This window comes from Pseudomonas ceruminis (genome assembly GCF_021602025.1).
Taxonomy (GTDB): domain Bacteria; phylum Pseudomonadota; class Gammaproteobacteria; order Pseudomonadales; family Pseudomonadaceae; genus Aquipseudomonas; species Aquipseudomonas ceruminis.
Genome location: NZ_BQHW01000003.1, coordinates 335,673 through 360,581, shown reverse-complemented (window position 1 = coordinate 360,581; position 24,909 = coordinate 335,673). Strand labels below are relative to the sequence as shown.

23 protein-coding genes are annotated in these 24,909 nt (G+C 64.0%); 12 read left to right on the top strand and 11 right to left on the bottom strand.

Annotated features, from left to right (window positions below):
- Window positions 1–179 precede the first annotated feature (179 nt).
- The 5 genes from glcD to L6D80_RS05830 are packed head-to-tail and all read left to right on the top strand — an operon-like array spanning window position 180 to window position 6,579.
- Window positions 180–1,679 (top strand): glycolate oxidase subunit GlcD, encoded by a 1,500-nt coding sequence (gene glcD / locus L6D80_RS05850; RefSeq protein ID WP_054901576.1) that lies wholly within the window; start codon window positions 180–182, stop codon window positions 1,677–1,679.
- Window positions 1,679–2,731: a glycolate oxidase subunit GlcE gene (glcE, locus tag L6D80_RS05845; protein WP_176512911.1), complete on the top strand. Its 1,053-nt coding sequence runs from the start codon at window positions 1,679–1,681 to the stop codon at window positions 2,729–2,731. Before glcD ends, glcE begins: the two co-directional genes overlap by 1 nt.
- 9 nt (window positions 2,732–2,740) lie before the next feature.
- Window positions 2,741–3,976 (top strand): glycolate oxidase subunit GlcF, encoded by a 1,236-nt coding sequence (glcF, locus tag L6D80_RS05840; RefSeq protein WP_176512910.1) that lies wholly within the window; start codon window positions 2,741–2,743, stop codon window positions 3,974–3,976.
- Window positions 3,969–4,367 (top strand): heme-binding protein, encoded by a 399-nt coding sequence (locus L6D80_RS05835; protein ID WP_054901573.1) that lies wholly within the window; start codon window positions 3,969–3,971, stop codon window positions 4,365–4,367. Before glcF ends, L6D80_RS05835 begins: the two co-directional genes overlap by 8 nt.
- A gap of 43 nt (window positions 4,368–4,410) precedes the next feature.
- Window positions 4,411–6,579: a malate synthase G gene (locus L6D80_RS05830; protein ID WP_176512909.1), complete on the top strand. Its 2,169-nt coding sequence runs from the start codon at window positions 4,411–4,413 to the stop codon at window positions 6,577–6,579.
- A 57-nt stretch (window positions 6,580–6,636) separates the two neighbouring features.
- On the opposite strand, the gene L6D80_RS05825 is transcribed toward L6D80_RS05830, so the two are convergent.
- Complete coding sequence (locus L6D80_RS05825; RefSeq protein ID WP_176512908.1) at window positions 6,637–7,221, bottom strand: flavin reductase family protein; 585 nt, start codon at window positions 7,219–7,221, stop codon at window positions 6,637–6,639.
- A 173-nt stretch (window positions 7,222–7,394) separates the two neighbouring features.
- On the opposite strand from L6D80_RS05825, the gene L6D80_RS05820 reads away from it, so the two are divergent.
- Together L6D80_RS05820 and pdxR are read left to right on the top strand one after the other, a co-directional pair.
- On the top strand, window positions 7,395–7,733 hold the full coding sequence (locus tag L6D80_RS05820; protein ID WP_176512907.1) for a hypothetical protein: 339 nt from the start codon (window positions 7,395–7,397) through the stop codon (window positions 7,731–7,733).
- 39 nt (window positions 7,734–7,772) lie between these two features.
- Window positions 7,773–9,206, top strand: a complete 1,434-nt coding sequence (pdxR, locus tag L6D80_RS05815) for a MocR-like pyridoxine biosynthesis transcription factor PdxR (protein ID WP_176512906.1) — start codon at window positions 7,773–7,775, stop codon at window positions 9,204–9,206.
- Here the strand turns inward: pdxR and L6D80_RS05810 are convergent.
- Window positions 9,199–10,395, bottom strand: coding sequence for a CynX/NimT family MFS transporter (locus L6D80_RS05810; RefSeq protein ID WP_176512905.1), 1,197 nt, complete (start codon window positions 10,393–10,395; stop codon window positions 9,199–9,201). The two genes, pdxR and L6D80_RS05810, sit on opposite strands and share 8 nt — an antisense overlap.
- Window positions 10,392–10,850: a nucleoside deaminase gene (locus L6D80_RS05805; RefSeq protein ID WP_054901567.1), complete on the bottom strand. Its 459-nt coding sequence runs from the start codon at window positions 10,848–10,850 to the stop codon at window positions 10,392–10,394. Before L6D80_RS05805 ends, L6D80_RS05810 begins: the two co-directional genes overlap by 4 nt.
- Before the next feature lie 199 nt (window positions 10,851–11,049).
- Between L6D80_RS05805 and L6D80_RS05800 the strand changes: the two genes are divergently transcribed.
- Window positions 11,050–11,487, top strand: coding sequence for a carboxymuconolactone decarboxylase family protein (locus L6D80_RS05800; protein WP_054901616.1), 438 nt, complete (start codon window positions 11,050–11,052; stop codon window positions 11,485–11,487).
- A 28-nt stretch (window positions 11,488–11,515) separates the two neighbouring features.
- Here the strand turns inward: L6D80_RS05800 and L6D80_RS05795 are convergent, their stop codons facing one another.
- Window positions 11,516–12,526 carry an AraC family transcriptional regulator gene (locus tag L6D80_RS05795; RefSeq protein ID WP_176512904.1) on the bottom strand — a complete coding sequence of 337 codons (1,011 nt, stop codon included), beginning with the start codon at window positions 12,524–12,526 and terminating at the stop codon, window positions 11,516–11,518.
- Between the two features lie 169 nt (window positions 12,527–12,695).
- On the opposite strand from L6D80_RS05795, the gene L6D80_RS05790 reads away from it, so the two are divergent.
- From L6D80_RS05790 to L6D80_RS05780, 3 genes are read left to right on the top strand one after another with little or no spacing between them, the layout of a single operon-like run.
- A complete protein-coding gene (locus L6D80_RS05790) occupies window positions 12,696–13,880 on the top strand; it encodes an acetyl-CoA C-acyltransferase family protein (protein ID WP_176512903.1) in 1,185 nt (394 codons plus the stop codon).
- Window positions 13,881–13,892: 12 nt separating this feature from the next.
- Window positions 13,893–14,741, top strand: a complete 849-nt coding sequence (locus L6D80_RS05785; RefSeq protein ID WP_054901564.1) for a 3-hydroxybutyryl-CoA dehydrogenase — start codon at window positions 13,893–13,895, stop codon at window positions 14,739–14,741.
- 12 nt (window positions 14,742–14,753) lie between these two features.
- Window positions 14,754–15,335, top strand: a complete 582-nt coding sequence (locus tag L6D80_RS05780) for a TetR/AcrR family transcriptional regulator (protein ID WP_054901563.1) — start codon at window positions 14,754–14,756, stop codon at window positions 15,333–15,335.
- Between the two features lie 106 nt (window positions 15,336–15,441).
- Here the strand turns inward: L6D80_RS05780 and L6D80_RS05775 are convergent, their stop codons facing one another.
- From L6D80_RS05775 to L6D80_RS05755, 5 genes are read right to left on the bottom strand one after another with little or no spacing between them, the layout of a single operon-like run.
- Window positions 15,442–15,819: a response regulator gene (locus L6D80_RS05775; RefSeq protein WP_054901562.1), complete on the bottom strand. Its 378-nt coding sequence runs from the start codon at window positions 15,817–15,819 to the stop codon at window positions 15,442–15,444.
- A gap of 44 nt (window positions 15,820–15,863) precedes the next feature.
- Complete coding sequence (locus L6D80_RS05770; RefSeq protein WP_176512902.1) at window positions 15,864–17,090, bottom strand: hybrid sensor histidine kinase/response regulator; 1,227 nt, start codon at window positions 17,088–17,090, stop codon at window positions 15,864–15,866.
- Window positions 17,084–17,659, bottom strand: coding sequence for a chemotaxis protein CheB (locus L6D80_RS05765; protein ID WP_054901560.1), 576 nt, complete (start codon window positions 17,657–17,659; stop codon window positions 17,084–17,086). Before L6D80_RS05765 ends, L6D80_RS05770 begins: the two co-directional genes overlap by 7 nt.
- Window positions 17,656–18,477, bottom strand: coding sequence for a CheR family methyltransferase (locus L6D80_RS05760; protein WP_054901559.1), 822 nt, complete (start codon window positions 18,475–18,477; stop codon window positions 17,656–17,658). Before L6D80_RS05760 ends, L6D80_RS05765 begins: the two co-directional genes overlap by 4 nt.
- A complete protein-coding gene (locus L6D80_RS05755) occupies window positions 18,474–21,941 on the bottom strand; it encodes a response regulator (RefSeq protein WP_176512901.1) in 3,468 nt (1,155 codons plus the stop codon). The genes L6D80_RS05760 and L6D80_RS05755 overlap by 4 nt, the downstream gene beginning before the upstream one ends.
- A 246-nt stretch (window positions 21,942–22,187) precedes the next feature.
- On the opposite strand from L6D80_RS05755, the gene L6D80_RS05750 reads away from it, so the two are divergent.
- On the top strand, window positions 22,188–22,538 hold the full coding sequence (locus tag L6D80_RS05750) for a response regulator (protein WP_054901558.1): 351 nt from the start codon (window positions 22,188–22,190) through the stop codon (window positions 22,536–22,538).
- Between the two features lie 45 nt (window positions 22,539–22,583).
- Here the strand turns inward: L6D80_RS05750 and cobF are convergent, their stop codons facing one another.
- Window positions 22,584–23,348, bottom strand: a complete 765-nt coding sequence (gene cobF / locus L6D80_RS05745) for a precorrin-6A synthase (deacetylating) (RefSeq protein WP_176512900.1) — start codon at window positions 23,346–23,348, stop codon at window positions 22,584–22,586.
- 66 nt (window positions 23,349–23,414) lie between these two features.
- The gene (locus tag L6D80_RS05740; protein ID WP_054901556.1) at window positions 23,415–24,704 is read right to left on the bottom strand and encodes an OprD family porin; all 1,290 of its coding nucleotides are present in this window, start codon (window positions 24,702–24,704) and stop codon (window positions 23,415–23,417) included.
- Window positions 24,705–24,909 lie beyond the last annotated feature (205 nt).

The window sequence follows — 24,909 nt, the reverse complement described above, 5'->3', positions numbered from 1 at the left end:
AGGACCTCTGCGGGTCTTTTTACCTAATCTAGCCAGACAAACCCGTAAATAAATAGCCTGTCCCTTAGAAACTGGTAGGACCAGTGCTCAATGTGCTCGACCAGAGCCGTCGCCGAGGCGCAGGCTGCAAGGGTTACCGGTGTTGCTACAACAACAAAAATTGCCGCTGAGTGAGCCCGATGAACATTCTTTACGACGAACGTGTCGACGGTGCGCTGCCTGCCGTGGATACGCAGGCGCTGCTGCAGGCACTGCGTGAGGCGCTGCCGGACCTTGCGATCCTGCACCGTGCAGAGGACCTCAAGCCCTATGAATGCGATGGCCTCTCGGCCTACCGCACGGTACCGCTGCTGGTGGTGCTACCCGAGCGCCTGGAGCAGGTGCAGACGTTGCTCAAGGTATGCCACCAGCGTGGCGTGCCCGTGGTAGCGCGCGGGGCGGGCACCGGGCTGTCGGGCGGGGCGCTGCCGCTGGCCAAAGGCATTCTGCTGGTAATGGCGCGCTTCAACCGCATTCTCGAGGTCAATCGGCAAGGCCGCTTCGCCCGGGTTCAGCCGGGCGTGCGCAATTTGGCGATCTCTCAGGCAGCCGCCCCCTATGGCCTGTATTACGCGCCAGACCCGTCTTCACAAATCGCCTGCTCGATTGGCGGCAACGTCGCTGAAAATGCCGGCGGCGTGCATTGCCTGAAGTACGGCCTGACCGTGCACAACGTGCTCAAGGTCGAGATCCTGACGGTCGAAGGCGAGCGCCTGACCTTGGGGAGCGAAGCCCTCGACAGCCCCGGCTTCGACCTGCTGGCATTGTTCACCGGCTCCGAAGGGATGCTCGGCATCATCACCGAAGTGACCGTCAAGCTGCTGCCCAAACCTCAGGTCGCACGGGTGCTGCTGGCCAGTTTCGACAGCGTCGAAGACGCCGGCCGGGCCGTGGCCGAGATCATCGCCGCAGGCATCATCCCTGGAGGCCTGGAGATGATGGACAACCTGGCGATCCGTGCCGCCGAGGACTTCATCCACGCCGGTTACCCGGTGGACGCGGCGGCGATTCTGTTGTGCGAGCTCGATGGCGTCGAGGCCGACGTGCAGGACGACTGCGAGCGGGTTGCGGCGGTACTGCAGCAGGCCGGCGCCCGCGAGGTCCGCCTGGCCTGCGACGAGGCCGAGCGGGTGCGCTTCTGGGCCGGGCGCAAGAACGCCTTCCCGGCGGTGGGGCGCATCTCGCCGGATTACTACTGCATGGACGGCACCATTCCGCGCCGCGAACTGCCGCGGGTGCTCAAGGGCATCAGCGAACTCTCCGAGCAGTACGGCCTGCGGGTCGCCAACGTGTTTCATGCAGGCGACGGCAACATGCACCCGCTGATCCTGTTCGATGCCAACCTGCCCGGTGAGCTGGAGCGTGCCGAAGCGATCGGTGGACGCATCCTGGAACTGTGCGTGGCGGTAGGCGGCAGCATCACCGGTGAGCACGGCGTAGGGCGGGAGAAGATCAACCAGATGTGCGCCCAGTTCAACAGCGATGAAATCACCCTGTTCCACGCGGTGAAGGCAGCGTTCGACCCCAAAGGCCTGCTCAATCCGGGCAAGAACATCCCCACCCTGCACCGCTGCGCCGAGTTCGGTGCAATGCATGTGCATCAAGGACAGCTGCCCTTCCCTGACCTGGAGCGTTTCTGATGAGCATGGACCGCGACATGAGCCAGGACCTGCTGGAACAGGTCAATCGGGCCCTGAACCTGGGCACCCCGCTGCGTATTCAAGGCGGCAACAGCAAAGCCATGCTGGGGCGTCCCGTGACCGGGGAGATCGTGGATACCCGCAGCCACCGTGGCATTGTCAGCTACGACCCGACCGAGCTGGTGATCACCGCACGTGCCGGCACCCCCTTGCTGGAAATCGAGGCCGTACTGCACGAGGCCGGTCAGATGCTGCCGTGCGAGCCACCCCACCTGGGTGCCGATGCCACCGTCGGCGGCATGGTCGCGGCTGGGCTGTCAGGCCCCCGTCGGCCCTGGGCGGGGTCAGTACGTGACTACGTCCTCGGCACACGGGTCATCACCGGCCACGGCAAGCTGTTGCGCTTTGGTGGCGAAGTGATGAAAAACGTCGCCGGTTATGACGTTTCACGCTTGATGGCCGGCAGTTTCGGCTGCCTGGGCCTGCTCACCGAGGTGTCGCTCAAGGTGCTGCCACGCCCACGCCAATGCCTGAGCCTGTGCCTGCCGATGAGCCGGCACCACGCCTTGGCCGAGCTCGCCGAATGGGGCCAGCAACCCTTGCCCATCAGCGCAGCCTGCCACGATGGCGAAGCCTTGTATCTGCGCCTGGAAGGGGGCGAAGGCTCGGTGCAGTCGGCGCGCCAGCGCCTGGGGGGTGAGCTGCTCGACAGCCGCTTCTGGAGCGACCTGCGCGAGCAGCGCCTGGCCTTCTTCAACGACCCCGCACCGCTGTGGCGGCTGTCGGTGCCCACTGTCACCGGTGAACTGGCGCTGCCTGGCCAGCAATTGATCGATTGGGGCGGTGCGCAACGCTGGCTCAAGTCGACCGCGCCCGCGCAACTGATCCGCGAGCAGGCCGCCACAGTGGGCGGCCATGCCACCGGCTACCTGCCAGGTGATGACAGCAGTGCTCCGCTGCCCGAAGCGCTGATGCGCTATCACCATGCGCTCAAGCAGCAACTCGACCCCCAGGGCATATTCAACCCTGGCCGCCTGTACCCGGACCTGTGAGGCCACGCCATGCAAACCAACCTGAGCGAAACCGCCAAGGGCCTGGCCCGCGCCGAAGAGGCCGAACGTATTCTGCGCTCGTGCGTGCACTGTGGCTTCTGCACCGCCACCTGCCCGACCTACCAGTTGCTTGGCGATGAACTGGATGGCCCACGCGGGCGCATCTATCTGATCAAGCAGGTGCTCGAGGGTGCACCGGTCACTGCCAGCACCCAGCTGCACCTGGACCGCTGCCTGACCTGCCGTAACTGCGAAACCACTTGCCCCTCGGGGGTGAAATACCATGATTTGCTGGACATCGGCCGCGCCGTGGTCGAACAGCAAGTACCTCGCCCCCTGGGCCAGCGCCTGCTGCGCCAAGGGCTGCGCGCAGTGGTGCCGCGCCCGACGCTGTTCAAGGCGCTGATGCGCACCGGCCAGGCCCTGCGCCCGGTACTGCCGACCACGCTCAAGAGCAAGTTGCCCGCCCAGGTGGCCGATGCCGGCGAACGCCCGGTGATACGCCACGTTCGCCGGGTACTGCTGCTCGAAGGCTGCGTGCAGCCGGCGCTCTCGCCCAACACCAACGCTGCTGCCGCGCGCCTGCTCGACCGGCTGGGCATCAGCGTGGAACCTGCGTTCGAAGCAGGCTGCTGCGGTGCAGTGGACTATCACCTCAATGCCCAAGCACGCGGCCTGGAACGCGCCCGGCGCAATATCGATGCCTGGTGGCCAGCCATTGAAGCGGGCGCCGAAGCCATCGTGCAGACCGCCAGCGGCTGCGGCGCCTTCGTCCGCGACTATGGCCATCTGCTGGAGAACGACCCGCACTATGCCGCCAAGGCCGCCCGGGTCAGCGCGCTGTCCCGTGACCTGGTCGAGGTGCTGCGCGAGGAGCCGGTCGAGCAACTGGGGCTGTGCAGCGAACAGCGCCTGGCCTTTCACTGCCCCTGCACGCTGCAGCACGCACTCAAGCTCGGCGGCCAGGTGGAGAGCCTGCTGACCCGCCTGGGCTTTACCCTCACCGCCGTGCCGGACGGCCATCTGTGCTGCGGCTCTGCCGGGACCTATTCGCTGACCCAGCCGGAACTGTCGCGGCAATTGCGCGACAACCGCCTCAACGCGCTGGAAAGCGGCAAGCCACAACTCATCGCCACCGCCAACATCGGCTGCCAGACCCACCTCGACGGTGCCGGGCGCACACCGGTGCGGCACTGGATCGAAATCGTCGAAGCCGCCTTGAACCAGGAGAACAGCCATGCATAGCAAATCCGTGATCGGCCAGGTGGAGGTGACTCGCCTGCTGGCCGCCGCCCGCCAGGAGGCCGAAGCACACCACTGGAACGTGACCATCGCCGTGGTTGATGACGGCGGCCACCCGCTGGGCCTGCAGCGCATGGACGGTTGCGCGCCGGCCAGCGCCTACATCGCCGTGGAAAAGGCCCGCAGTGCAGCCTTGGGGCGCAAGGAAACCCGTGATTACGAACAGATGGTCAACGGTGGGCGCACGGCCTTCGTCACTGCGCCCCTGCTGACCAGCCTGGAGGGCGGCGTGCCTGTGCTGGTCGATGGCCAGGTGGTCGGCGCCATCGGCGTGTCCGGCGTCAGGGCCGAGCAGGATGCCCAGGTGGCCAAGGCCGGGGCCGCGGCCCTTTGAACACGCACCACATTGCCGAATACTGAAAAAGAGCGAGACAACCATGTCCCACCATCTCCAGATTGCCCCTGTGCTGCAGCGTTTCATCGAAGACGAGGTGCTCCCCGGCACTGCCATCGACGCCACCCGCTTCTGGCAAGGCTTCAGCACCCTGGTCCATGACCTCGCCCCGCGCAACCGCGAGCTGCTCGCCGAACGCGACCGCCTGCAGGCCGAGCTGGACAACTGGCATCGCCAGCATCCGGGACCGATTGCCGACATGGCGGCCTACCAGGCCTTTTTACGCAGCATCGGCTACCTGGTCGACACGCCCGGCCAGGTCCGCATCACCACCACTAACGTCGACCGCGAAATCGCCGAACAAGCCGGCCCGCAGTTGGTGGTACCTCTGAGCAACGCGCGCTATGCGCTGAACGCCGCCAATGCCCGCTGGGGCTCGCTGTACGATGCGCTGTACGGCACTGACGCCATCTCCGACAGCGACGGCGCCGAACGCGGCCAGGGCTACAACCCGGCGCGAGGAGCTCGGGTGATCGCCTTCGGCCGACGTTTTCTCGATGAGGTCGCGCCCCTGGCAGGTGCCTCGCATGCCGATGTCAAGGTTTATGCCGTCAGCAATGGCACGCTGCAAGCCACCCTGAGCGATGGCCGCCAGGTCGGCCTAGAGCAACCCGCGCAACTGAAGGGCTACCAGGGCGAGCCGGGCAAACCGGCCGCCTTGCTGCTGCAGCACCATCGGTTGCACTTCGAGATCCAGGTCGACCCCACCAGCGCCATTGGCCAGGCCGACCTTGCCGGGGTCAAGGACATCCTGCTGGAGGCCGCGCTGACCACCATCATCGACTGTGAAGACTCGGTGGCGGCCGTGGATGCCGAAGACAAGGTCAATGTCTATCGCAACTGGCTCGGCCTGATGAAGGGCGACCTGAGCGAACAGGTCAGCAAGGGCGGCAAAACCTTCACGCGCTCACTCGCGCAAGACCGCCAGTACCACGGCGTAAGCGGCCAGCCGCTGAGCCTGCCGGGGCGCTCGCTGCTGTTCATCCGCAACGTCGGCCACCTGATGACCAACCCGGCAATCCATGATCGCGAGGGCAGGGAAATCCCCGAAGGCATTCTCGACGCCGTGGTCACCAGTCTGATCGGCCTGCATGATCTCAAGCGCCGGGGTAATTCCCGCGAGGGCAGCCTGTACATCGTCAAGCCGAAGATGCACGGGCCCAACGAGGTGGCCTTCGCCGACCAGCTGTTCCGCCGTGTCGAGGACCTGCTGGAGCTGCCACGGCACACCCTGAAAATAGGCATCATGGACGAAGAACGACGGACCAGCGTCAACCTCCAGGCCTGCATCGCCAGCGCAGCAGCGCGGGTGGTGTTCATCAATACCGGTTTCCTCGACCGCACTGGCGATGAAATGCACACCGCCATGCAGGCCGGCGCCATGCTGCGCAAGGGCGACATGAAAGGCAGCGCCTGGATCCAGGCTTACGAACGCAGCAACGTACTGGTTGGCCTGGCCTGCGGCCTGCGCGGCAAGGCGCAGATCGGCAAGGGCATGTGGGCCATGCCAGACCTGATGGCGGCCATGCTCGAACAGAAAATCGCCCAACCCCGCGCCGGTGCCAATACTGCCTGGGTACCCTCCCCGACCGCGGCAACCCTGCATGCGCTGCACTACCACCAGATCGACGTAGCGGCCGTGCAGCAGCAACTGGAACAGGTCGACCTGGCCGCCGAGCGCGAGCAGTTGCTGCACGACTTACTGAGCATCCCGGTCAGCCCGGACAGGCCCTGGAACGCAACGCAGATCCAGGCCGAACTGGACAACAACTGCCAGGGTATCCTGGGCTATGTGGTGCGCTGGGTAGAACAAGGCGTCGGGTGTTCCAAGGTACCGGACATCCATGACGTCGGCCTGATGGAAGACCGCGCCACCCTGCGCATTTCGGCCCAGCACATTGCCAACTGGCTGCACCATGGCGTGGTATCGGCCGAGCAGGTGCAGGCCACGCTGCAGCGAATGGCCAAGGTGGTCGACCAGCAGAATGCCGGTGATGGTGCCTATCGGCCGATGGCGGAGAACTTCGCTGGGTCACATGCCTTCCGCGCGGCGCAGGAGCTGGTGTTCAAAGGGCTGGAGCAGCCCAGTGGCTACACCGAGCCGTTGCTGCATGGCTGGCGGTTGCGCTTCAAACAGGACTCCCGAGGCTGAGGGTGCACAGGGCCGCGATGCGGCCCGATTGCCGACAAACGGGCACCGGCACACGCATCAGTTGCCTTGCTGGTCCACCACCACGGGCTCACCAATGGCGTAAAAATGCCCGCCCGCCACGTAATGCAAACTGCGCCACTGTGGATCGGCATGCTCGTATGCCCAGTGCCCATCCTTGAACACCCGGTCATCGGCCCACGCCGCCACCACTTCACCTATGAACAAGTCATAGGTGTTCTGGTTGTGCGGCTCATCGATCACCCGGCACATCAACCAGGCCGAGCAGCCCATGACCAGCGGCGCCGCATACCCTTCGACGCGTTTCAGTTCGACACCGATGCTGGCCAGCTTGTCGGGCTGGTCGAACAGGCTGCGGGTACCGACCTGGTGCGTCAGATGGGCCTGGGCGGCAGTTGGAACCTGCAGCACGAACCAGCCACTGCCTTCGATCAGTTGGCGTGTACGGGCACTTTTGTCCAGTACCACGGTGACCTTAGGCGGGTTGAAGTCCAGCGCGCATGCCCAGGCGGCGGCCATGACGTTGTCCACACCTTCGTGGCTGGCCGACACCAGCACGGTCGGTCCATGGTTGAGCAGGCGATAGGCCTTTTGCAGGTCGACGGCTTGAAAGTGGCTGTTCATCGGTGTCCTCGGTCCGCGCAGGTATCAGGCGCGCAATTGTGCCGTATCAACGGCGTTGAGGCACCCACTCTGTAACTTGGGAATTGTCCTACCCAACAGATCGGAAACGCCTTACTTGTCGCTGTGGGCAGGCAAAAACATGATCGGCACTCGTCTTCCAGAGGAGGCTGAGCATGCACTCACTTGCCCGTACCACTGCCGAACTGCGCAGCACCCTGCGCGAACTGATGGCTCATGAGATCAGCAACCCGGACGAGGACCCGCACCTCTCGGGTGTGCTGTTCTTCTGCGCTACCGACGAACGCACCCGGCAGTTGATCGAGCGTATCGAACTGTTGGCCAGTGAGGTATTTTTCGACACCTGCGGCCGCGCCATCGCCCACCGTATGCGCGCCGCTGCCATCGAGGGCGTGTGCATCAGGCAGAAGCGCTCGGCACCGGCTGACGAAACGGTCATACACATCGCCCTGCCTGGCAAGCGCTACATCACCGTGAGCACCGCGCGCTTCTGATCCGCTATCCTGAGCACTCCCGCGCTCCGGACCGTCACCATGGAACTACACATCCGCCTGGAAGGCCGCAAAGGCTTGGCCGACCAGCTTTACCAACAGCTGCGTGCTGGCATCGACAGTGGCCACCTGGCCGCCGGCACGCAACTGCCACCGACCCGCCTGTTGGCCGAGCAACTGGGTGTGTCGCGCAAGACCGTTGCCGAAGCCTATTCGCGGCTGACCTATGACAACCTGCTCAGCGGTGTGGTCGGCCGCGGTACCTTCATAACCCCACGCCAGCCTGTGCGCAGTAGCGAAACCCAGCCCGTGCCACTGGCCGCAGCCGCCTCCCTGGAGCGCTGGCAACAACGCGCCACGGTGCTGGCCGGGCGCACTCAGCAGGCGCCTTCACGCTATGACTTCGTCGGCGGAGCGTCGATCAAAGCGCAGTTTCCCTTCGACCACTGGCGCAGCTGCCTGAACTACGCCCTACGCCGCAGTCAGCGGCACCCAGAGCGACAGTTCGCGGCCCAGGGCCTGCCCGAGCTGCGCGAGGCCATTGCCCACCACATCGCCTTCGCCCGCGGCGTGCACTGCAGCGCGGCTGACGTGCTGGTGTGCAACGGTGCCCAGCAGGCCCTGGACCTGATCGCTCGGGTGCTGATCGAGCCCGGCTGCCCGGTGGCCATGGAAGACCCCGGTTACCCGCCGGCACGCCAGTTGTTCCTGGCCTTGGGTGCGCGCCTGCAATCGGTCCCGGTGGACGACCAGGGCCTGTGTGTAGAACAGATCGCCGACGGTACCCGGTTGATCTACGTCACGCCCTCGCACCAGTTCCCCCTGGGCATGCCGATGAGTGAACCGCGTCGGCAAGCGTTGCTGGCCCGCGCCGCCGCGCTGGGCGCGCTGATCATCGAAGACGACTACGACTGCGAATTCCGCTACCAGGGCCAGGCATGCGATGCCCTGCAGCGCCTCGACCGCCACGGCCTGGTGGCCTACGTCGGCACCTTCTCCAAGACCCTGCTGCCGGAACTGCGCCTGGGTTACGCAGTCCTGCCGCCCGCAGTGCTGAGCGCCGCTTGCGTGGCCAAGCACTTGAGTGACTGGCACAGCCCGTCGCTGTTGCAGTGGGCGCTGGCGCGCTTTATCAGCGAGGGGCACCTGAGCAAGCACATCCGCCGCTGCCACGACATCTACAGTGCCCGCCGGGCGCGCATCCTGGCACGCCTGGAGGAAGACCTGGCACCCTGGCTCAGCGCCGTGCCGGCCAACGCCGGGTTCCACCTCAGCGCCCTCGCCCAGCCGGGTATCGATATAGAGATGCTGACCAACCTTGCCCGCAAGGTGGAGGTTGGCCTTTACTCGCTGGCGCCCTTCTTCAGCGAGGCCCCCGTGCGCCCCGGCCTGGTGTTCGGTTTTGGTGCCATCGAACTGCTGGACATCGACCCGGCGCTGGACCGTGTGCGCGATACCCTGCAGCGCCTCACCTGACCACGGCCGGCTGGCTGCCAGGCCCAGGCCTAGCGACGGCAGCCGCGTAGCTACGCGGTGCGAAGCACCGGGTCACCAGCAACATGGCCAGCACGGTAACCGTCAGCAATGTCCAGGACGCCTGGAAGTTGCCGCTCACCTCCCGTAACCCGCCCGTGATGTACGGCACGATGCCGGTGATGATGAAGCCAATGCCCTGCACGAACGCCGCCAGGCTGCCAGCCTCGGCGGGGGTTTTCAGGTGTTCCAGGGTCAAGGTCAGGCTCAGGCTGAAGCACGCACCCAGCCCGAAACCGATCATCGCCACCCACGCTCCCATGGCCAGCGTTGGCGCCAGCAGCAGGCCGAGAAAGCCGACCAGCTGGATCGACAACGCCAGCCACAGCCCAGGCCGTCGATCAGCCCAACGGCGCAACAGCAACGGCAGCCCCAGCGCCCCGGCGACCTGGAACAGGGTCATCAGGCCCACCAGGTCTCCACCCCCCTGGGCTGTGCCGCCCTGCTCGAGGTGGTAGGCCGGCAGCCAGGCAACCATACTGGTGTAGCCGCCATTGATCAGGCCAAAGTACAGCGCCAATAGCCAGGCCCGGCGCGTGCCGAACCAGTGCCCTGCACCCGCTCCCGTCAGTACGGGTGCAGCCTCACGCGGGCGCAGCGCGGCCCAGGCAAGCACCGCCAGTACCGCCGGTACCGCCCACACGCCAAGGCCCGCCTGCCAATGGCCAAAGTGCCCGCTGATATGCGGCCCGAGCACCGCCGCCAGCCCGCCACCGCTCATCAGCGCCGCCGAGTAAAGGCCCATGGCCGCAGCCAGGCGATTGGCAAACCAGCGATTGACCAGCCCCGGCATCATGCCCTGGACCACCGCCACCCCCAACCCGGCCAGTACCGCACTGGCAATCAGCGCCCAGGCACTGTCCAGCTGCAACCGCCACAGGCAGGCCAGGGCAATGGCGCCAAGGCCGCCAAGCATGCCGCCATGCTCGCTGATCCAGCGTCGCAGCCAGGGTTGCAGCAACGGCACCAGGCCCATGCACAGCACCGGTAATGCTGTCAGCAGCGCCGCCTGCTGGTAGCCCAACCCGGTGCCGGCGCGCATGGGCTCAAGCAGCGGCCCGATGCTGGTCAGGATCGGGCGCAGGTTCAAGGCCAGCAATATCACCAACAACAGGTTCAACGCGCCCCTCATGGCTGGCTCGCCTGCTTCCATTGCTGATACAACCCTGCTTCGCCTGCTGGCTTGAGCGGGCGTAACGGCAAGCTCTGCTGTTGTGGCGGGCGAGCCATCTGCGCATAGACCGCCGCGGTGGAAAGGCCATAGGGCTCGCCTTCCTCATTGTCATAGGCAAACCAGGCGCGTTCGATGCCACACAAGTGCATGGCCGCCAGGCACATCGGGCACGGGTGCCCCGTGGCATAGATTTCAGCACCGTCCAGGCGTGCCCGGCCCAAGGCGTGGGACGCCTTGCGAATGGCCTGCATCTCAGCGTGGCTGGTCGGGTCCTGAGTGCTGTGGATCTCGTTGACGGCGCGGGCGATCACCCGCCCTTGGTACACCAGCACGGCGCCGAAGGGCCGGCCACCGGCCTGGATATTGGCACGGGCCAGGTCAAGGGCTTCGCGCATGTAGCGTTCTTCGGACATGAATCGGTTCTCCTGGAGCTAGACCGGGCCATTATCCCGTCTCCTCGACCCAGGCTGAAATGAAGAGATTGGATGCATGCCAGTGGCCACCTGAATGGCGCGATTGGCCTCCTGGCAAAGCGTGCGATTGGCTATCGGGGCATCGGGCGGGCGGCGCTAAGGTAGCGCCATGTCCACCCACCTTGATCTGGAGATCACCATGCACAATCGTATCGAATGGGCCAAGCACGCACCTGACGCCTACAAAGCCATGGTCGGCCTGGAGCAGGCGCTGGCCAGGAGCGGCCTGGAAAACGCGCTGCTGGAACTGGTGCGCCTGCGCGCTTCGCAGATCAACGGCTGCGCCTACTGCGTCAACATGCATGCCAATGACGCACGCAAGGCCGGCGAGACCGAAGCCCGCCTGCAGACCTTAAGCGTCTGGCGTGACACCGCTTACTTCACCCCGCGCGAGCGTGCGGCACTGGCCTGGGTCGAGTGCCTCACACGCTTGCCGGAGCAAGGCGCGCCACAGCCGGAGTATGAAGCGCTGCAAGCGCACTTCGAACCCACCGAGGTGGTCAACCTGACACTCGCCATCGCCACCATCAATGCCTGGAACCGGTTCGGGGTGGGATTTGCCATGGTGCCGGCCTGATCGATGCCGACGACCGGCAGCAGCCCCGTCAGCGCCTGGCCAACAAGGCCCGATAGCTTCCGGGGCTTTGCCCGGTCCATTTCTTGAAGGCCCGGTGAAACGCACTGGGCTCCTGAAAGCCTGCCTGTTCGGCGATTTCGGCAATGCTCAACACGCCCTCGCGCAAGCGCTCGAATGCCATTGCCCGGCGCACCTCGTCCTTGATCTGCTGATACGACCGCCCTTCCCGCTCCAGTTGGCGGCGAAAGGTACTGGCGCTGACGCCCTGTTGCACGGCCAATGCCGCCAAGGTTGGCCATTGGCCGTAGCGCCGCGCGCGTAGATGGCGATACACCTGTGCAACCAGGCCATTCTGGTTGCGAAAACGGATGACCAACCCTTGCGGCGCGCTGCGCAGGAAGGTCTTCAGGCTGCCGAGGTCCTGCACCACGGGCAAACGCAGGTAGGCGCTGTCGAATTCGACTTCGGTACGCCCACTGCCAAGGCGCAGGTCCGGTCCCCACAAGAGCAGGTCGTCCTCCTGCGCTGGGCGCGCCACCGCCAGTTCGGTGCGGTCGATGGCCAGGCGGCGCCCAGCCAGCCAGCACAGCAGGCCCACCACCAGCACCAGGTAGGTTTCCTCGGCGTACACCCGGGTCAACGGGTCGGCGATGCTCGAGTGCACGCTGATCGTCGCCCGCCCGGCCCGCACCGTCAGGCTGCCCCGCAGGTCGCGCAGGAACAGGCCAAAATTGCCCATGCACTGGCGCAGGGCTTTTTCCAGGTTCGGCTCCTGGATCAGCCCTCGGCAGATCAAGGCGAAGCTGCCCAACGGCATGCCATGGCTGTCCAGGCAGAAAAACTCGTCATCCAACCGCTGAATCAGCGCCAGCCACAGCTGGGCGAACGCCTTGGCGGGCACGCGGGCTTGTGCTTGTCCAAGCACACCGGGGTCGATGCCCACCGCGCGCAGGTGGGCATCGCGCAGCTCAGGCTTGTCGCGCAGGGCATGGAGCATGGCATTGAGAAAGTACACGGCGACCGAATCGCTATCGCGCATGGCGGAATTCGCTGTCTATGCTGAGTGGCAAAAAGTGCCAGGTTGACTGAACAGATCCGGCATAGGCTCGAACAGGGCCTTTGCCTAGACTCGGACCCAACGACGGGGTCGCCGGCCATTCTCGCAGAGCCTGGCCCGCTCCCGCCATGCCTTCGCAATCGGAGCCTCTATGAGCAGCGCAGAAATCTACGTCGTCAGTGCCGTCCGTACCGCCATCGGCGGTTTTGGTGGTTCCCTCAAGGACTTGCCGCTGGCCGACCTGGCCACCGCCGTCAGCCGCGCCGCCATCGAGCGCTCGGGCGTGGCCGCCGATCAGATCGGCCACGTGGTCATGGGCACCGTCATTCCCACTGAGCCACGTGACGCCTACCTGGCACGGGTGGCGGCGATGAACGCTGGCATCCCCAAGGAAACCCCGGCATTCAACGTCAACCGCCTGTGCGGCTCGGGCCTGCAGGCCATTGTTTCGGCCAGCCAATGCCTGCTGCTCGGCGACGCCGACGTGGCCCTGGCAGCCGGTGCCGAGTCGATGAGCCGCGGCCCTTACCTGCTGCCACAGGCCCGCTGGGGAGCGCGCATGGGCGACCTGCAGGGGATCGACTACACCGTGGGCGTGTTGCAGGACCCGTTCGAGCACTTCCACATGGGCATTACCGCGGAAAATGTCGCTGCCAAACATGGCGTCACCCGGGAAATGCAGGATGAGCTGGCCCTGACCAGCCAGCGCCGCGCCGCCCGCGCCATTGCCGAGGGCCGCTTCGCCAGCCAGATCGTGCCGTTGGAGCTGAAGACCCGCAAAGGCAGCGTCCAGTTCGCAGTAGACGAACACGTACGCGGGGATGTCACCGCTGAGCAACTGGCGGGCATGAAAACCGTATTCAAGAAGGACGGCACCGTCACCGCAGGCAACGCCAGTGGCATCAACGACGGCGCTGCGGGCCTGGTGCTGGCCACCGGTGACGCCGTGCGTCGCCTGGGCCTCAAGCCGCTGGCGCGCCTGGTGGCCTACGCCCACGCGGGCGTCGAGCCGGAACTGATGGGCCTGGGACCGATTCCGGCCACGCGCAAGGTACTGGAAAAGGCCGGCCTGAACATCGCCGACCTGGACGTGATCGAGTCCAATGAGGCCTTTGCTGCCCAGGCCTGCGCCGTGGCCAACGCCCTGGGCTTGGACCCCGAAAAGGTCAACCCGAACGGCTCGGGCATTTCCCTCGGCCATCCGGTTGGCGCCACGGGGGCGATCATTGCCACCAAGGCCATCCATGAACTGCACCGCATCCAGGGCCGCTACGCGCTGGCCACCATGTGCATCGGCGGCGGCCAAGGCATCGCCGTTGTCTTTGAGCGCGTCTGAGGGAACAGAACCATGAGCATTGAACAGATCGCCGTTATCGGCGCCGGCACCATGGGCAACGGCATCGCGCAGGTGTGTGCAGTGGCCGGTTACCAGGTGCTGTTGGTGGATGTTTCCGACGCCGCGCTGGAGCGTGGCGTGGCCACCTTGGGCAAGAACCTGGAGCGCCAAGTCAGCAAGGGCACCCTCGACGCCGAACGCGCTGCAGCGGCCAGAACGCGCATCCGCACCAGCACCGATTACGCACAGCTCAGCGCCGCCCATCTGGTGATCGAGGCCGCCACCGAGAACCTCCAGCTCAAGCAGCGCATCCTCCAGCAGGTCGCCGCTAACGTAACGGCCGATTGCCTGATCGCCACCAATACCTCGTCGCTGTCGGTCACCCAGTTGGCCGCCAGTATCGAGCACCCTGAACGCTTCATCGGCGTGCACTTTTTCAACCCGGTGCCGATGATGGCCCTGGTCGAGATCATCCGTGGCCTGCAGACCAGCGACGGGACCTATGCCCAGGCGCTGCTGGTGACCGAAAAGTTGGGCAAGACACCGATCACCGCCGGTAACCGCCCAGGGTTCGTGGTCAACCGCATCCTGGTGCCGATGATCAACGAAGCGATCTTCGTGCGTCAGGAGGGCCTGGCCAGTGCCGAGGATATCGACACCGGCATGCGCCTGGGCTGCAACCAACCGATCGGTCCGCTGGCCCTGGCGGACCTGATTGGCCTGGATACATTGCTGGCGATCATGGAGGCCTTCCATGAGGGCTTCAACGACAGCAAGTACCGCCCTGCGCCGCTGCTCAAGGAAATGGTCGCGGCCGGCTGGCTGGGGCGCAAGAGTGGCCGCGGTTTCTTTACCTACTGAGGACGAAGCAGCATGCCCCCGGTCAATGCCGCAATGCGCTGTGCCAACTTTGAAGAGCGACGTGACCGGGCCATGGCGCTGTTTGCCGAGAAAGGCTTCGGCCAGGTGAGCATGCGCGAGCTGGCGGCCCATGTGGGGCTGACCGCAGGTTCGTTGTATCACCATTTCCCGAGCAAGCAAGACCTGCTGTACGACTTGATCGAAGAGGTGTACGAGGAGCTGCAGGCCACCCTGGACCAAGGCCGCCGCGCCATGGCCCGGGGGGCATCGGCGTTGTCGTGCCTGATCGCGGCGCATTGGCAGTTGCATGCCGAGCGCCCCTTGCAGTTTCGCCTGGCCGAGCGCGATTTATGCTGTTTGAGTGAGGCGCAACAGGCGCACCTGGCATCGTTGCGCAAGCGGTATGAGGCAGGGTTGCTGCGCTTGATTGCACCGCAAGCGAAACTGCCGGGGCGTGCGTTGGACGCTACAGCACATGTACTGGCGACGTTGCTCAACCAACTGCCGGGGTTGCTCAAAGCATTGCCTCAAGCGCAAGGGTTGGAGCTGATGGAAAACTTGCTGGTCGGTGGGATCGAGCGGACGCTGCGATAGCCTGCCAGGGCCGCTTCGCAGGGCAAGCCCGCGCCCAGTTCCCCCCATGCCAAGGGATGCGGCGAAACCTCTGGAGGCGGGCTTGCCCCGCGAAGGGCCCGCCGCCTCAGCGCAACAGCGACTGGATCTGCTCGTGCAAGGTATCCAGGTCAAACGGCTTTGCCAGGATCGGTGCCTTGCGGGTGATCGGGCTGCCTGACTCGAGAATTTCCGCCGGGTAGCCACTGATGAAAATCACCTTCAGGTCTGGCCGCAATTTCACCGCGGGCTCAGCAATCTCCACCCCGGAGATCCCCCCAGGCAAGCGGAAGTCTGTCACCATCAGGTCCAGGTGCGGCTTGCTCGCCAGGATTGCGAACGCCTGCTCACCGTCTTCGGCGACCAGTACGTGGTAACCCTCCCCCGACAGGTAGTCGCGCAGGATCATGCGGATCGCCGGCTCATCCTCGACTACCAGTACCACATCTTGTGCATCTTCACTCATGACAACGCCTTGAAATTCATACAGTTGGCCATCTGACCCCAGGCTTAGGCAGAGGTTGCCCGCACCTGATCGTTTTGTTCTACCCGCTTCGTCAACGGTAACCGAAGGGTGAACGTGGCACCCTTGCCTTCCTCGCTTTCGACCTGGATCTGCCCGCCATGGGCCTGCACGATCTGCTCCGAAATGTACAACCCCAACCCGAGCCCGCCGCTGGCCTGTTGCGTGGCCACACGCTCGAACTGCTGGAAGATCCGCTGCTGATTGACACCGCTGATGCCGATGCCATTGTCCTGCACTTGTACGCAGGCCATGCCGTTCTGCGCGAACACCCGTACCTGTACGGGCCGGCGTTCGCCATAGCGCAATGCATTGGACAACAGGTTGGCCAGTACTTGTTCAATCCGAAATTCATCCCACTCGCCCTGCAGCGGCTCGCAACGCTGAAGGTCGATATGCGTCTCCAGTGCCAAGGCCTGGGCGGCGAAATTTTCCACCAGACCGCGCACCAGTTGGCTAAGGTCGAACAGCTTGGGTCGCAGCGACAGCTTGCCAGTGCGGATACGCGAGACATCCAGCATATCTTCGATCAACCGGATCAGGCTGTTGATCTGCCGCTCGTCACGCTCGACCATCGCCTGCAGCTTGTCGGCGCTGAAGGCATCGAGGTTGCCACGCGCCAGGTGCATCTTGCGCAGTTGCGTTTCGAGGATCAGACCATTGAGCGGCGTGCGCACTTCGTGGGAGACGATCGACATGAAATCGTCACGCATGCGCACCGCATGCTCCAGCTCGCCACGGGCAACCTGCAATTGCCCCAGCAGCAACTCTTGCTCCTGGCGGCTTCGCTCCAGGGCCTGGAGCTGGCGGTCAAGCACCTTGCGCTGCCGGTACAAGTCGACGAATACCGTGACCTTGCTCTTTACCGCAAAGGTGTCCAGCGGCTTGTGCAGAAAATCCACCGCACCACTTTCGTAGCCCTTGAAGGCGTAGTTCATCTCTCGTCCGGCGGCCGTGACGAAGACGATCGGTATATTGCGGGTCTTTTCCGTGCCACGCATCAGCTCGGCAAGCTCGAAGCCATTCATACCCGGCATCTGCACATCGAGGATGGCCAGGGCGAATTCGTGTTCGAGCAACAGCGACAATGCCGCTTCTGCAGACTGGGCCTGGTGCACCTCGCGGTCTACGCCCTGAATCAGGGCGTCGAGGGCCAGCAGGTTTTCCGGCAGGTCGTCGACGATCAGCAGTTTGGCGGTGGTGTGGCTTAGCATGCGCAGGGTTCCAGGGTCGCGAGCAACTGCTCGATTCCGCTCAGAGAAAGTATATGGTCAGGCTGGTGAAGGGCCAGGGCGGCCTCCGGCATCAGCGCCACCTGTGCGTCGCGGGGGTCCTGGACCACGGTCCGGCCGCCGCTGTTCTTGATATAGGCAAGGCCCTTGGCGCCGTCTTCGTTGGCACCGGTGAGCAGCACGCCAAGCAGCTCGGGGCCATAGGCATCGGCCGCCGAGGTAAACAGAAAATCGATGGCCGGGCGCGAGAAATGCACCGGCTCTTCCTGGCTCAGCGACAAGCTGAAGTCGCGTTCTACGGAGAGGTGGTAAGCCGGCCCCGCCACATAGATCTGCCCTGGGGCGATGGCCTGCTTGTCGCAGGCTTCCTGCACCGGACGGTGCAGCCGGCGCTGCAGCACCTCGGCCAGGCGGCTGTGGCGATCGTCGGGCAAATGCAGCACGCACATGACCGGGAAATCGAAGCCCGCCGGCAGGCTGCCGAGCACCGTGAACAATGCCGCCACGCCGCCGGCAGAGGCCCCTATCACTACCGCACGCACGCCCTTCATGATTTGCGGTAGATCCGTTCGGGCTTGACCAGCGGCTCGAAGCGCTCGCTGTAAGCCGAGAAATCCACTGACTCCTTGCTACCCAGCACCAGAAAGCCGCGGTGGCACAACGACTCATGGAACAGGCCCAAAGCGCGGTCCTGCAGTTCCTTGTTGAAATAGATCAGCACGTTGCGGCAAGACACCAGCTGGGTTTCGGAAAACACGCTGTCGGTCGCCAGGCTATGATCGGCGAAGGTCACGTTTTCGCGCAGGGTGCTGTCCATGATGGCGTTGCCATAGGCGGCGGTGTAGTACTCGGCGAAATCACGACGCCCGCCGGCGAGGCGGTAGCTCTGCTCGTATTCGCGCATGCTCTGCATTGAGTAGATGCCTTGCTTGGCCTTCTCCAGCGAATGCGGGTTTATGTCGGTGGCGTAGATGATGGTGCGCTCGAGCAGGCCTTCCTCACGCAGGAGAATGGCCATCGAGTACACCTCCTCGCCGGTGCTGCAGCCCGCGATCCACACCTTGATCGAAGGCCAGGTGCGCAACAGCGGCACCACTTCGTTGCGCAACGCAAGGAAGTGGCTTGGATCGCGGAACATCTCGCTGACCGGGATCGTCAGGAACTGCAGCAACTGCATGAACATGCCGGGGTCGTGCAGCACCCGCTCCTGCAATGCCGACACCGTCAGGCAGTCGAACTGGCGCAGGGCATGGAGGATCCGACGCTTGATCGAAGCGCCAGAATAGTTGCGGAAATCGTAGCTGTACTTGAGGTAGATCGCCTCGATCAGCAGCCGGATTTCAATGTCGGTGTTGCGCTCGCTAGTCAAATTCGCTCCAGTTGCGGCAGCCATACGCGGATCAACGAGAACAGGCGGTCCAGATCGATCGGTTTGGCCAAGTAATCATTGGCACCGGCCTGCAGGCAACGCTGCTGGTCATCCTTCATCGCCTTGGCCGTCACGGCAATGATCGGCAGCTTGCGCCAGCGCGGTTGCAGACGGATCAGGCGGGTGGCCTCGAAGCCGTCCATTTCCGGCATCATCACGTCCATCAGGACCAGGTCGATGTCGTCGTGCTGCTCGAGGCGCTCGATGGCTTCGCGCCCGTTGCGGCCGATCTCGACAATGGCGCCCTTGTGTTCCAGGGCGCTGGTCAGGGCAAAGATGTTACGCACATCGTCATCCACCAGCAGCACCTTGCGGCCCTCGAATACCTTGTCGCGGCTGCGCGCGGTCTTGAGCATGCGCTGGCGTTCATGGGACAACTGAGACTCGACTTTATGCAGGAACAGCGTCACTTCGTCGAGCAGACGCTCTGGCGAGCGGGCGCCCTTGATGATGATCGAGCGCGAATACTTGAGCAGGTCGGCTTCTTCTTCACGGGTCAGGTTGCGACCGGTGTACACAATCACCGGCGGGAACGAGCGGATGTCTTCAGCGGTCATGCGCTTGAGCAGCTCGTTGCCCAGCATGTCCGGCAGCTTGAGGTCGATGATCATGCAGTCGTAGATGTTCTCGCGTAACAGCGCCAGGGCATCCTGGGCCATGGCCACGGCAGTGATCTCGACATCGTCATCGCCGATCAGACGGGCGATGCTCTCACGCTGCAGGTCGTCGTCTTCCACCAGCAGGATGTGCTTGAGCTTCTGCGTCAGCTTGGCCTCAAGGCGAGCGAACACTTCCTTGAGTTCTTCGCGGCTGGTGGGCTTGACGGCATAGCCCACTGCGCCCATGTGCATGGCCGCCTCGACGCGGTCCTCCACCGAAATGATATGCACCGGAATGTGCCGGGTGCCGGCCTGTTCCTTGAGGCGTTGCAGCACGGTAAGCCCTGAATGGTCGGGCAGGCGCATGTCCAGCAGGATGGCATCGGGAATGTACCGCGCCGCCAGCTCGAAGCCCTCGTCGGCACCGTGGGCCACCAGGCAGCTGTAGCCCAGTTCGTGGGCCAGGTCGAAGAGGATACGGGCGAAGTTCGGCTCGTCCTCGATCACCAGGATGCAGCGGTTGCCGAACGGTGCACGCTCACGGTCATCGGCAAATGCCGCTGCCGGCAGTTTGGGCGCTGCCGGTGCCGCTGCCTCTGGTACTGGCGGTAAGGTGTCGACCGCCGGGCGCAGGCTCAGCGCCTCCACTTCGTCGGCCTCGGCCTCGTAACGTTCCGGCATGATCAGGCTGAACACGCTGCCCTGGCCGGGGCTGCTGTCGACGCTGATCTGCCCGCCCAGCAGATGGGCCAGGTCGCGGGAAATCGACAAGCCCAGACCGGTGCCGCCGTAGCGGCGGTTGCTGCTGCCGTCGACCTGATGGAAGGCGCCGAAAATCGCCTGCTGCTGCTCGGTAGCGATGCCGATGCCAGAATCGCGCACGGCGAACACGATGCCGGTGCCGGCCTGGTGGCTGATGGTCAGGCTGACCTGGCCATGGTCAGTAAACTTAATGGCGTTGGACAGCAGGTTCTTGAGGATCTGCTCCAGGCGCTGGCGGTCGGTGAACAGGGTGGCCGGCACATGCCCGTCGAGCTTGACCTCGAAGGACAGCCCCTTCTGTTCGGCCAGCGGCAGGAACATACCCCGCAAGCCTTCGACCAGGCGAGCCAGCTGGGTGGTCTCGGGGCGCACGTCGAGCTTGCCGGCCTCGACCTTGGCGATGTCGAGGATATCGTTGATCAGGTTCAGCAAGTCGTTGCCGGCCGAATAGATCGACTCAGCGAACTTGATCTGCTCGGCGCTGAGGTTACCCTCGCCGTTCTCGGCCAGCAGCTTGGCCAGGATCAGCGAGCTGTTGAGCGGCGTGCGCAGCTCATGGGACATGTTGGCAAGGAACTCGGACTTGTATTTGCTCGAACGCTGCAGGTCGTCGGCGCGGGCCTGCAGCTCGCGCTGGGCCTGGCTCAATTCGTCGTTCTTGCGGTCCAGGGCTTCGGTGCGTTCGGACAGTTGCTCGTTGGTCTGCTCGAGTTCGGCTTGCTGGGTTTCCAGATGGGCCTGCGACTCCTTGAGCACGCGCGACTGCTCTTCGAGCTCTTCGTTGGCGGTCTTCAGTTCTTCCTGCTGCACCTGCAACTCTTCGTTGAGCTGCTGGGTCTCTGCCAGCACCTCCTGCAGGCGTTGGCGATAACGGGCACTTTCGATAGACATGCCCAGGTTGCCGCCGACACGCTCGAGCAACTCATCGTCACGCTCCTGCAACGGGCGCAGGAAGCCCAGTTCGATCACGCCGTTGACTTGGCCGTCGTCGCTGGCCGGCATCAGCAAGGCGCTGCGCGGCAGACCGCTGCCCAAACCGGAACTCAGGTGGTAGTAGTCTTTAGGCAAGTCGTCCAGGCGCAGCAGCCGGCCTTCACGTACCGCCTGGGCCAGCAGGCCGTCATGGGCGGCCACCACCTGTTCGCGGGCCTGCTCCTGGGCGTCCAGGCCATAGGTGGCCACCCGCACCAGGCGCCCGTGCCCGTCGCGCACGTACAGGGCGCCGACCACGCTGCCCAGGTAGCTGGCAAAGAAACGCAGAATGTTGTCGCCCAGCATTGGCAAGGTCAGTTGCCCCAGCACCTGTTCGGCCAGTTGTGTCTGGCCGTTGCGCAGCCAAGCCTGGTGCTCCAGGCGCTCGGCCGAGCGCTGCTGGGCCTTGAGGTTGTCGTCGTAGCTGCTAGACAAGGCCACCAGGTCGCGCCGCCCCAGGTAGGCCAGCAGCCCGCTCAGGCCGACGATGAACAACACGAAGACCGAAATGGCGGTGACCGTGACACTGTTGACCTTCTCGTTACGGGCCATGCGCAGTTGCTGCTCGGTACTCACCAGGCCGTCGAACTCCTTGCGGATTTCGTCGGTGATGCGTTTGCCCCGGCCATTGCCGATCGATTGACGGTAGTCGCCGCCATTACGACGCTGGGCGATCATCTCACCGCCGAAGTCGTTCCAGGCCTGCTGCAGGGCTATCAGACGGTCGATACGGTCAACCTGCTGCGGGTTGTCTTCGACCAGGCCGCGCAAGCTGCGCAGGCTGCCGAGAATCTTCGGTTTGGCCACCTCGTAGGGGTCGAGAAAGCTTTCGTCACCGGTAATCAGGAAGCCGCGCATACCGGTTTCCATGTCGATCGACAGCTTGACCGTTTCGTTGGCATTGCCGATGACCCGGTCGGTATGCTCGACCCATTGCATGGCCGACAGCAGGTAATTGATCACCGCGACAAAGGCCACGGCACCGAGCAGACCCACCCCCAAGGGCAAGCCGATGTTGCGGCTCAACAGCTTGCGGAAGCTTTGTTGGTCCATCGAGGCTGCTTGAATCATCTGAAAACGCCTGAGCGAAAAGTCCATTGAACGGTGTGGCGAATGAAGCCTGTTCCTGCCTGCCACCCACTTACCGGTTAGCAGCGAGTCTAACCACCTTTGCGGGCTTCGGCAGGCATTTAGCCGCTATTTGAAGGCAGCGTTCCTCAATCGTTCCATCCAATTGCAACCAACGGTATCCTCAGGGAACTTCTGGCGCTGCCTGGCGCACAGAATAAAGACATTCTTCTGGTACAGGATCAAACAATGCACCTCTTGGTAGTCGAAGATGACGACATCGTCCGCATGCTGATGATCGAAGTGCTCGACGAACTGGGCTATGCGGCCTTGGAGGCAGACTGCGCCACGGCAGCACTGGCGATCCTCGAAGACCCAAGCCAGCCCCTGGCGTTGCTGATGACCGATGTGGGCCTGCCGGACATGCGTGGCGAGGTGCTGGCGGCCAAGGCGCGTGCCCTGCGGCCCTCGTTGCCGGTGCTGTTTGCCAGTGGCTATTCCGAAAGCCTCGACGTGCCAGAGGGTATGCACATGATTGGCAAGCCATTCAGCATCGATCAGTTGCGTGACAAGGTGGTCGCCATTCTCGGTAAGGCGTGAACGCTGTGTTGGCCCGAGCGCCGGCCTGCCGGTGATCGGGCCGGTTCAGGCAACCTCTGGTGACAGCTCCCTGCGCAACAGGTAGGTATCCATGATCCACCCTTTGCGCGCCCTCGCTTGCTCCCGTACCTGTAATATCCGCGCTTTGACCAACGGCAACGGCCCGGCAATCAGCACCTCGTCCTCGGTGCCCAGGTACGCACCCCAGTAGATCAGCAGCTCAGGGTCATCGAGCGCGGCAAACGCGCACTGCCCATCAAGCATCACCACCACGTTGTTCACTCGCCCCTGATCCGCCAGGCGGCGGCCCGGCAGCACGACCAACGGCTCGCCAATACGGTTGAGCGGCACCTGGTGCCGCGCCGCCAGAGCCTGCACGCTGCTGATACCGGGGATGACCTCCAGGCGCAGCGATACGCCACCCTCGCGAACCAGCTGGAGAATGCGCAAGGTGCTGTCATAAAGGGCAGGCTCGCCCCATAACAGAAAGCCGCCGATATCGCCGGCGCCCATCTCATCGGTGAGGAGGCGGGCATACAGCGTGGCGCGCTGGCGGTGCCAGCCCTGGACCGCGGCCACATAGTCGGCGGCCTCCGCGTCACGTTGCGGGTCCGCCACCTGCACCAGGCGGTAGTCGCCCGCAGGGCGGTAGCGTTCGAGAATGGCCTTGCGCAGGTGCACCAGCTCATCCTTGCCCGAGCCCTTGTCGAGAACAAAGAATACCGTAGCGCGGCGCAGCGCATCGACCGCCTCATAGGTGACCTGACGTGGATCACCTGGCCCGATGCCAATAAGCAGCACGTCTTTCATTACCCAAACCCTGACGGGAACCAGCAACCATTGTCGGCCGGCTGCTGGTGTTTTGGCAAAGCGACGTCAGAAGATCGAGAAGTTGTAACTGACGATGACACGGGTCTCGTCCATGTCACGCGCCCATTTCTCGTAGTTGCTGCGGTAGGTGGAGTTGCGCAGGCGCACACTGACATCCTTGAACGTGCCGGTCTGGACCTGATACTTGAACTCGGTGTCGCGTTCCCATTCCTTGCCTTCGGCGTTACTGCCGGGGACCTTGATGTGGTCGCCATTGATGTAACGGGTGAAGAAGGTCAGGCCAGGCACGCCCAGGGCCTTGAAGTCATAGTCGTAGCGCAGTTGCCAGGAGCGCTCCTGGGCAGCGGCAAAGTCGTTGACCTGCGCGTAGTTGACCAGGTAAGGGTTAGTGCCATCGAGGTAGGGCATGGCGCTTTCGCCATACATGCGCTGCCAACCCGCACTGATCTTGTGGCCACCCAGGCTGTAGCCGAGCATGCCGCTGAACGCGCGGTGGTCGATTTCACCCGCGCGGGCGTTACCGATGTCATCGCTCTTGATCAGACGCAGGTCCGCCGACAGGCTGCCGACCGCGAGCGGCTGGCTGGCCACCAGACCCAGGAAGTGCTGACGGTAGATGTTTTCCAGCTTGGCCACCTGGTACTGGGCGCTGAGCCGGTCGTTGAAACGGTAATCCAGCCCCGCCAGGTCGAAGTGGTCGGCTTCGGTATCGCAGGCGTAGCGCTTGTTCTTGCAATGCACGCGAATGTCCTGGCGGTCGGTAGAGTCACGTGCGGTGTACTGGTTCAAGCGCGCCAGGGTGAACTTCAGGTCGTGTACTTCTTCGGACGTGAGCATGGCGCCATGGAACATGGTCGGCAACAGGCGACCATCGTTGTATTTCAACAGTGGCACATCCGGCATCATCGAGCCGTACTTGAGCACGGTGTTGGAGACCTTGACCTTGGCCGCCAGGCCCATCTTCGCGTACTGGTCGGCGGAGTGCCGTGGATCATGACCGGAAGAAGGCAACAAGCCACTGTTACTGTCTGCAGGGCTGGAATCGAGCTTGATACCAAACATGCCCAACGCGTCCACACCAAAGCCTACCGGGCCCTGGGTATAACCCGACTGCACATTGAGAATGAAGCCTTGCGCCCACTCTTCGCGCTTTGACGCTCCCTGGCTGGAACTGCTGTGGCCGTCACGGAAATCCCGGTTGAAATAGACATTGCGTGCTTCGACCTTGGCACTGCTGTCTTCAAGAAAACCGGCAGCCTGGGCGTGCGCACCGGCACACAAAAGGAACAGGCCGGCAACACGACGCCCAGGGGCGAGAGGAAAAGGGGCAAACATGCGAGGGAACATCCAGAAGAAAGGCAAAAAACAAACCGTGGCGGACATGCGCCACGCTGAGGCAAGACGGCCGAACACGGCTCGACCATCATCTGAAATGATCGCGCGAAGGCTCTACCATGGGCCATTGGACCATGGTCTATAGGCCAGGAGCGGCACTGCAAAAAATGCGCGGGCTGCCCGTACGGAAAACTAGCAAAGTTCC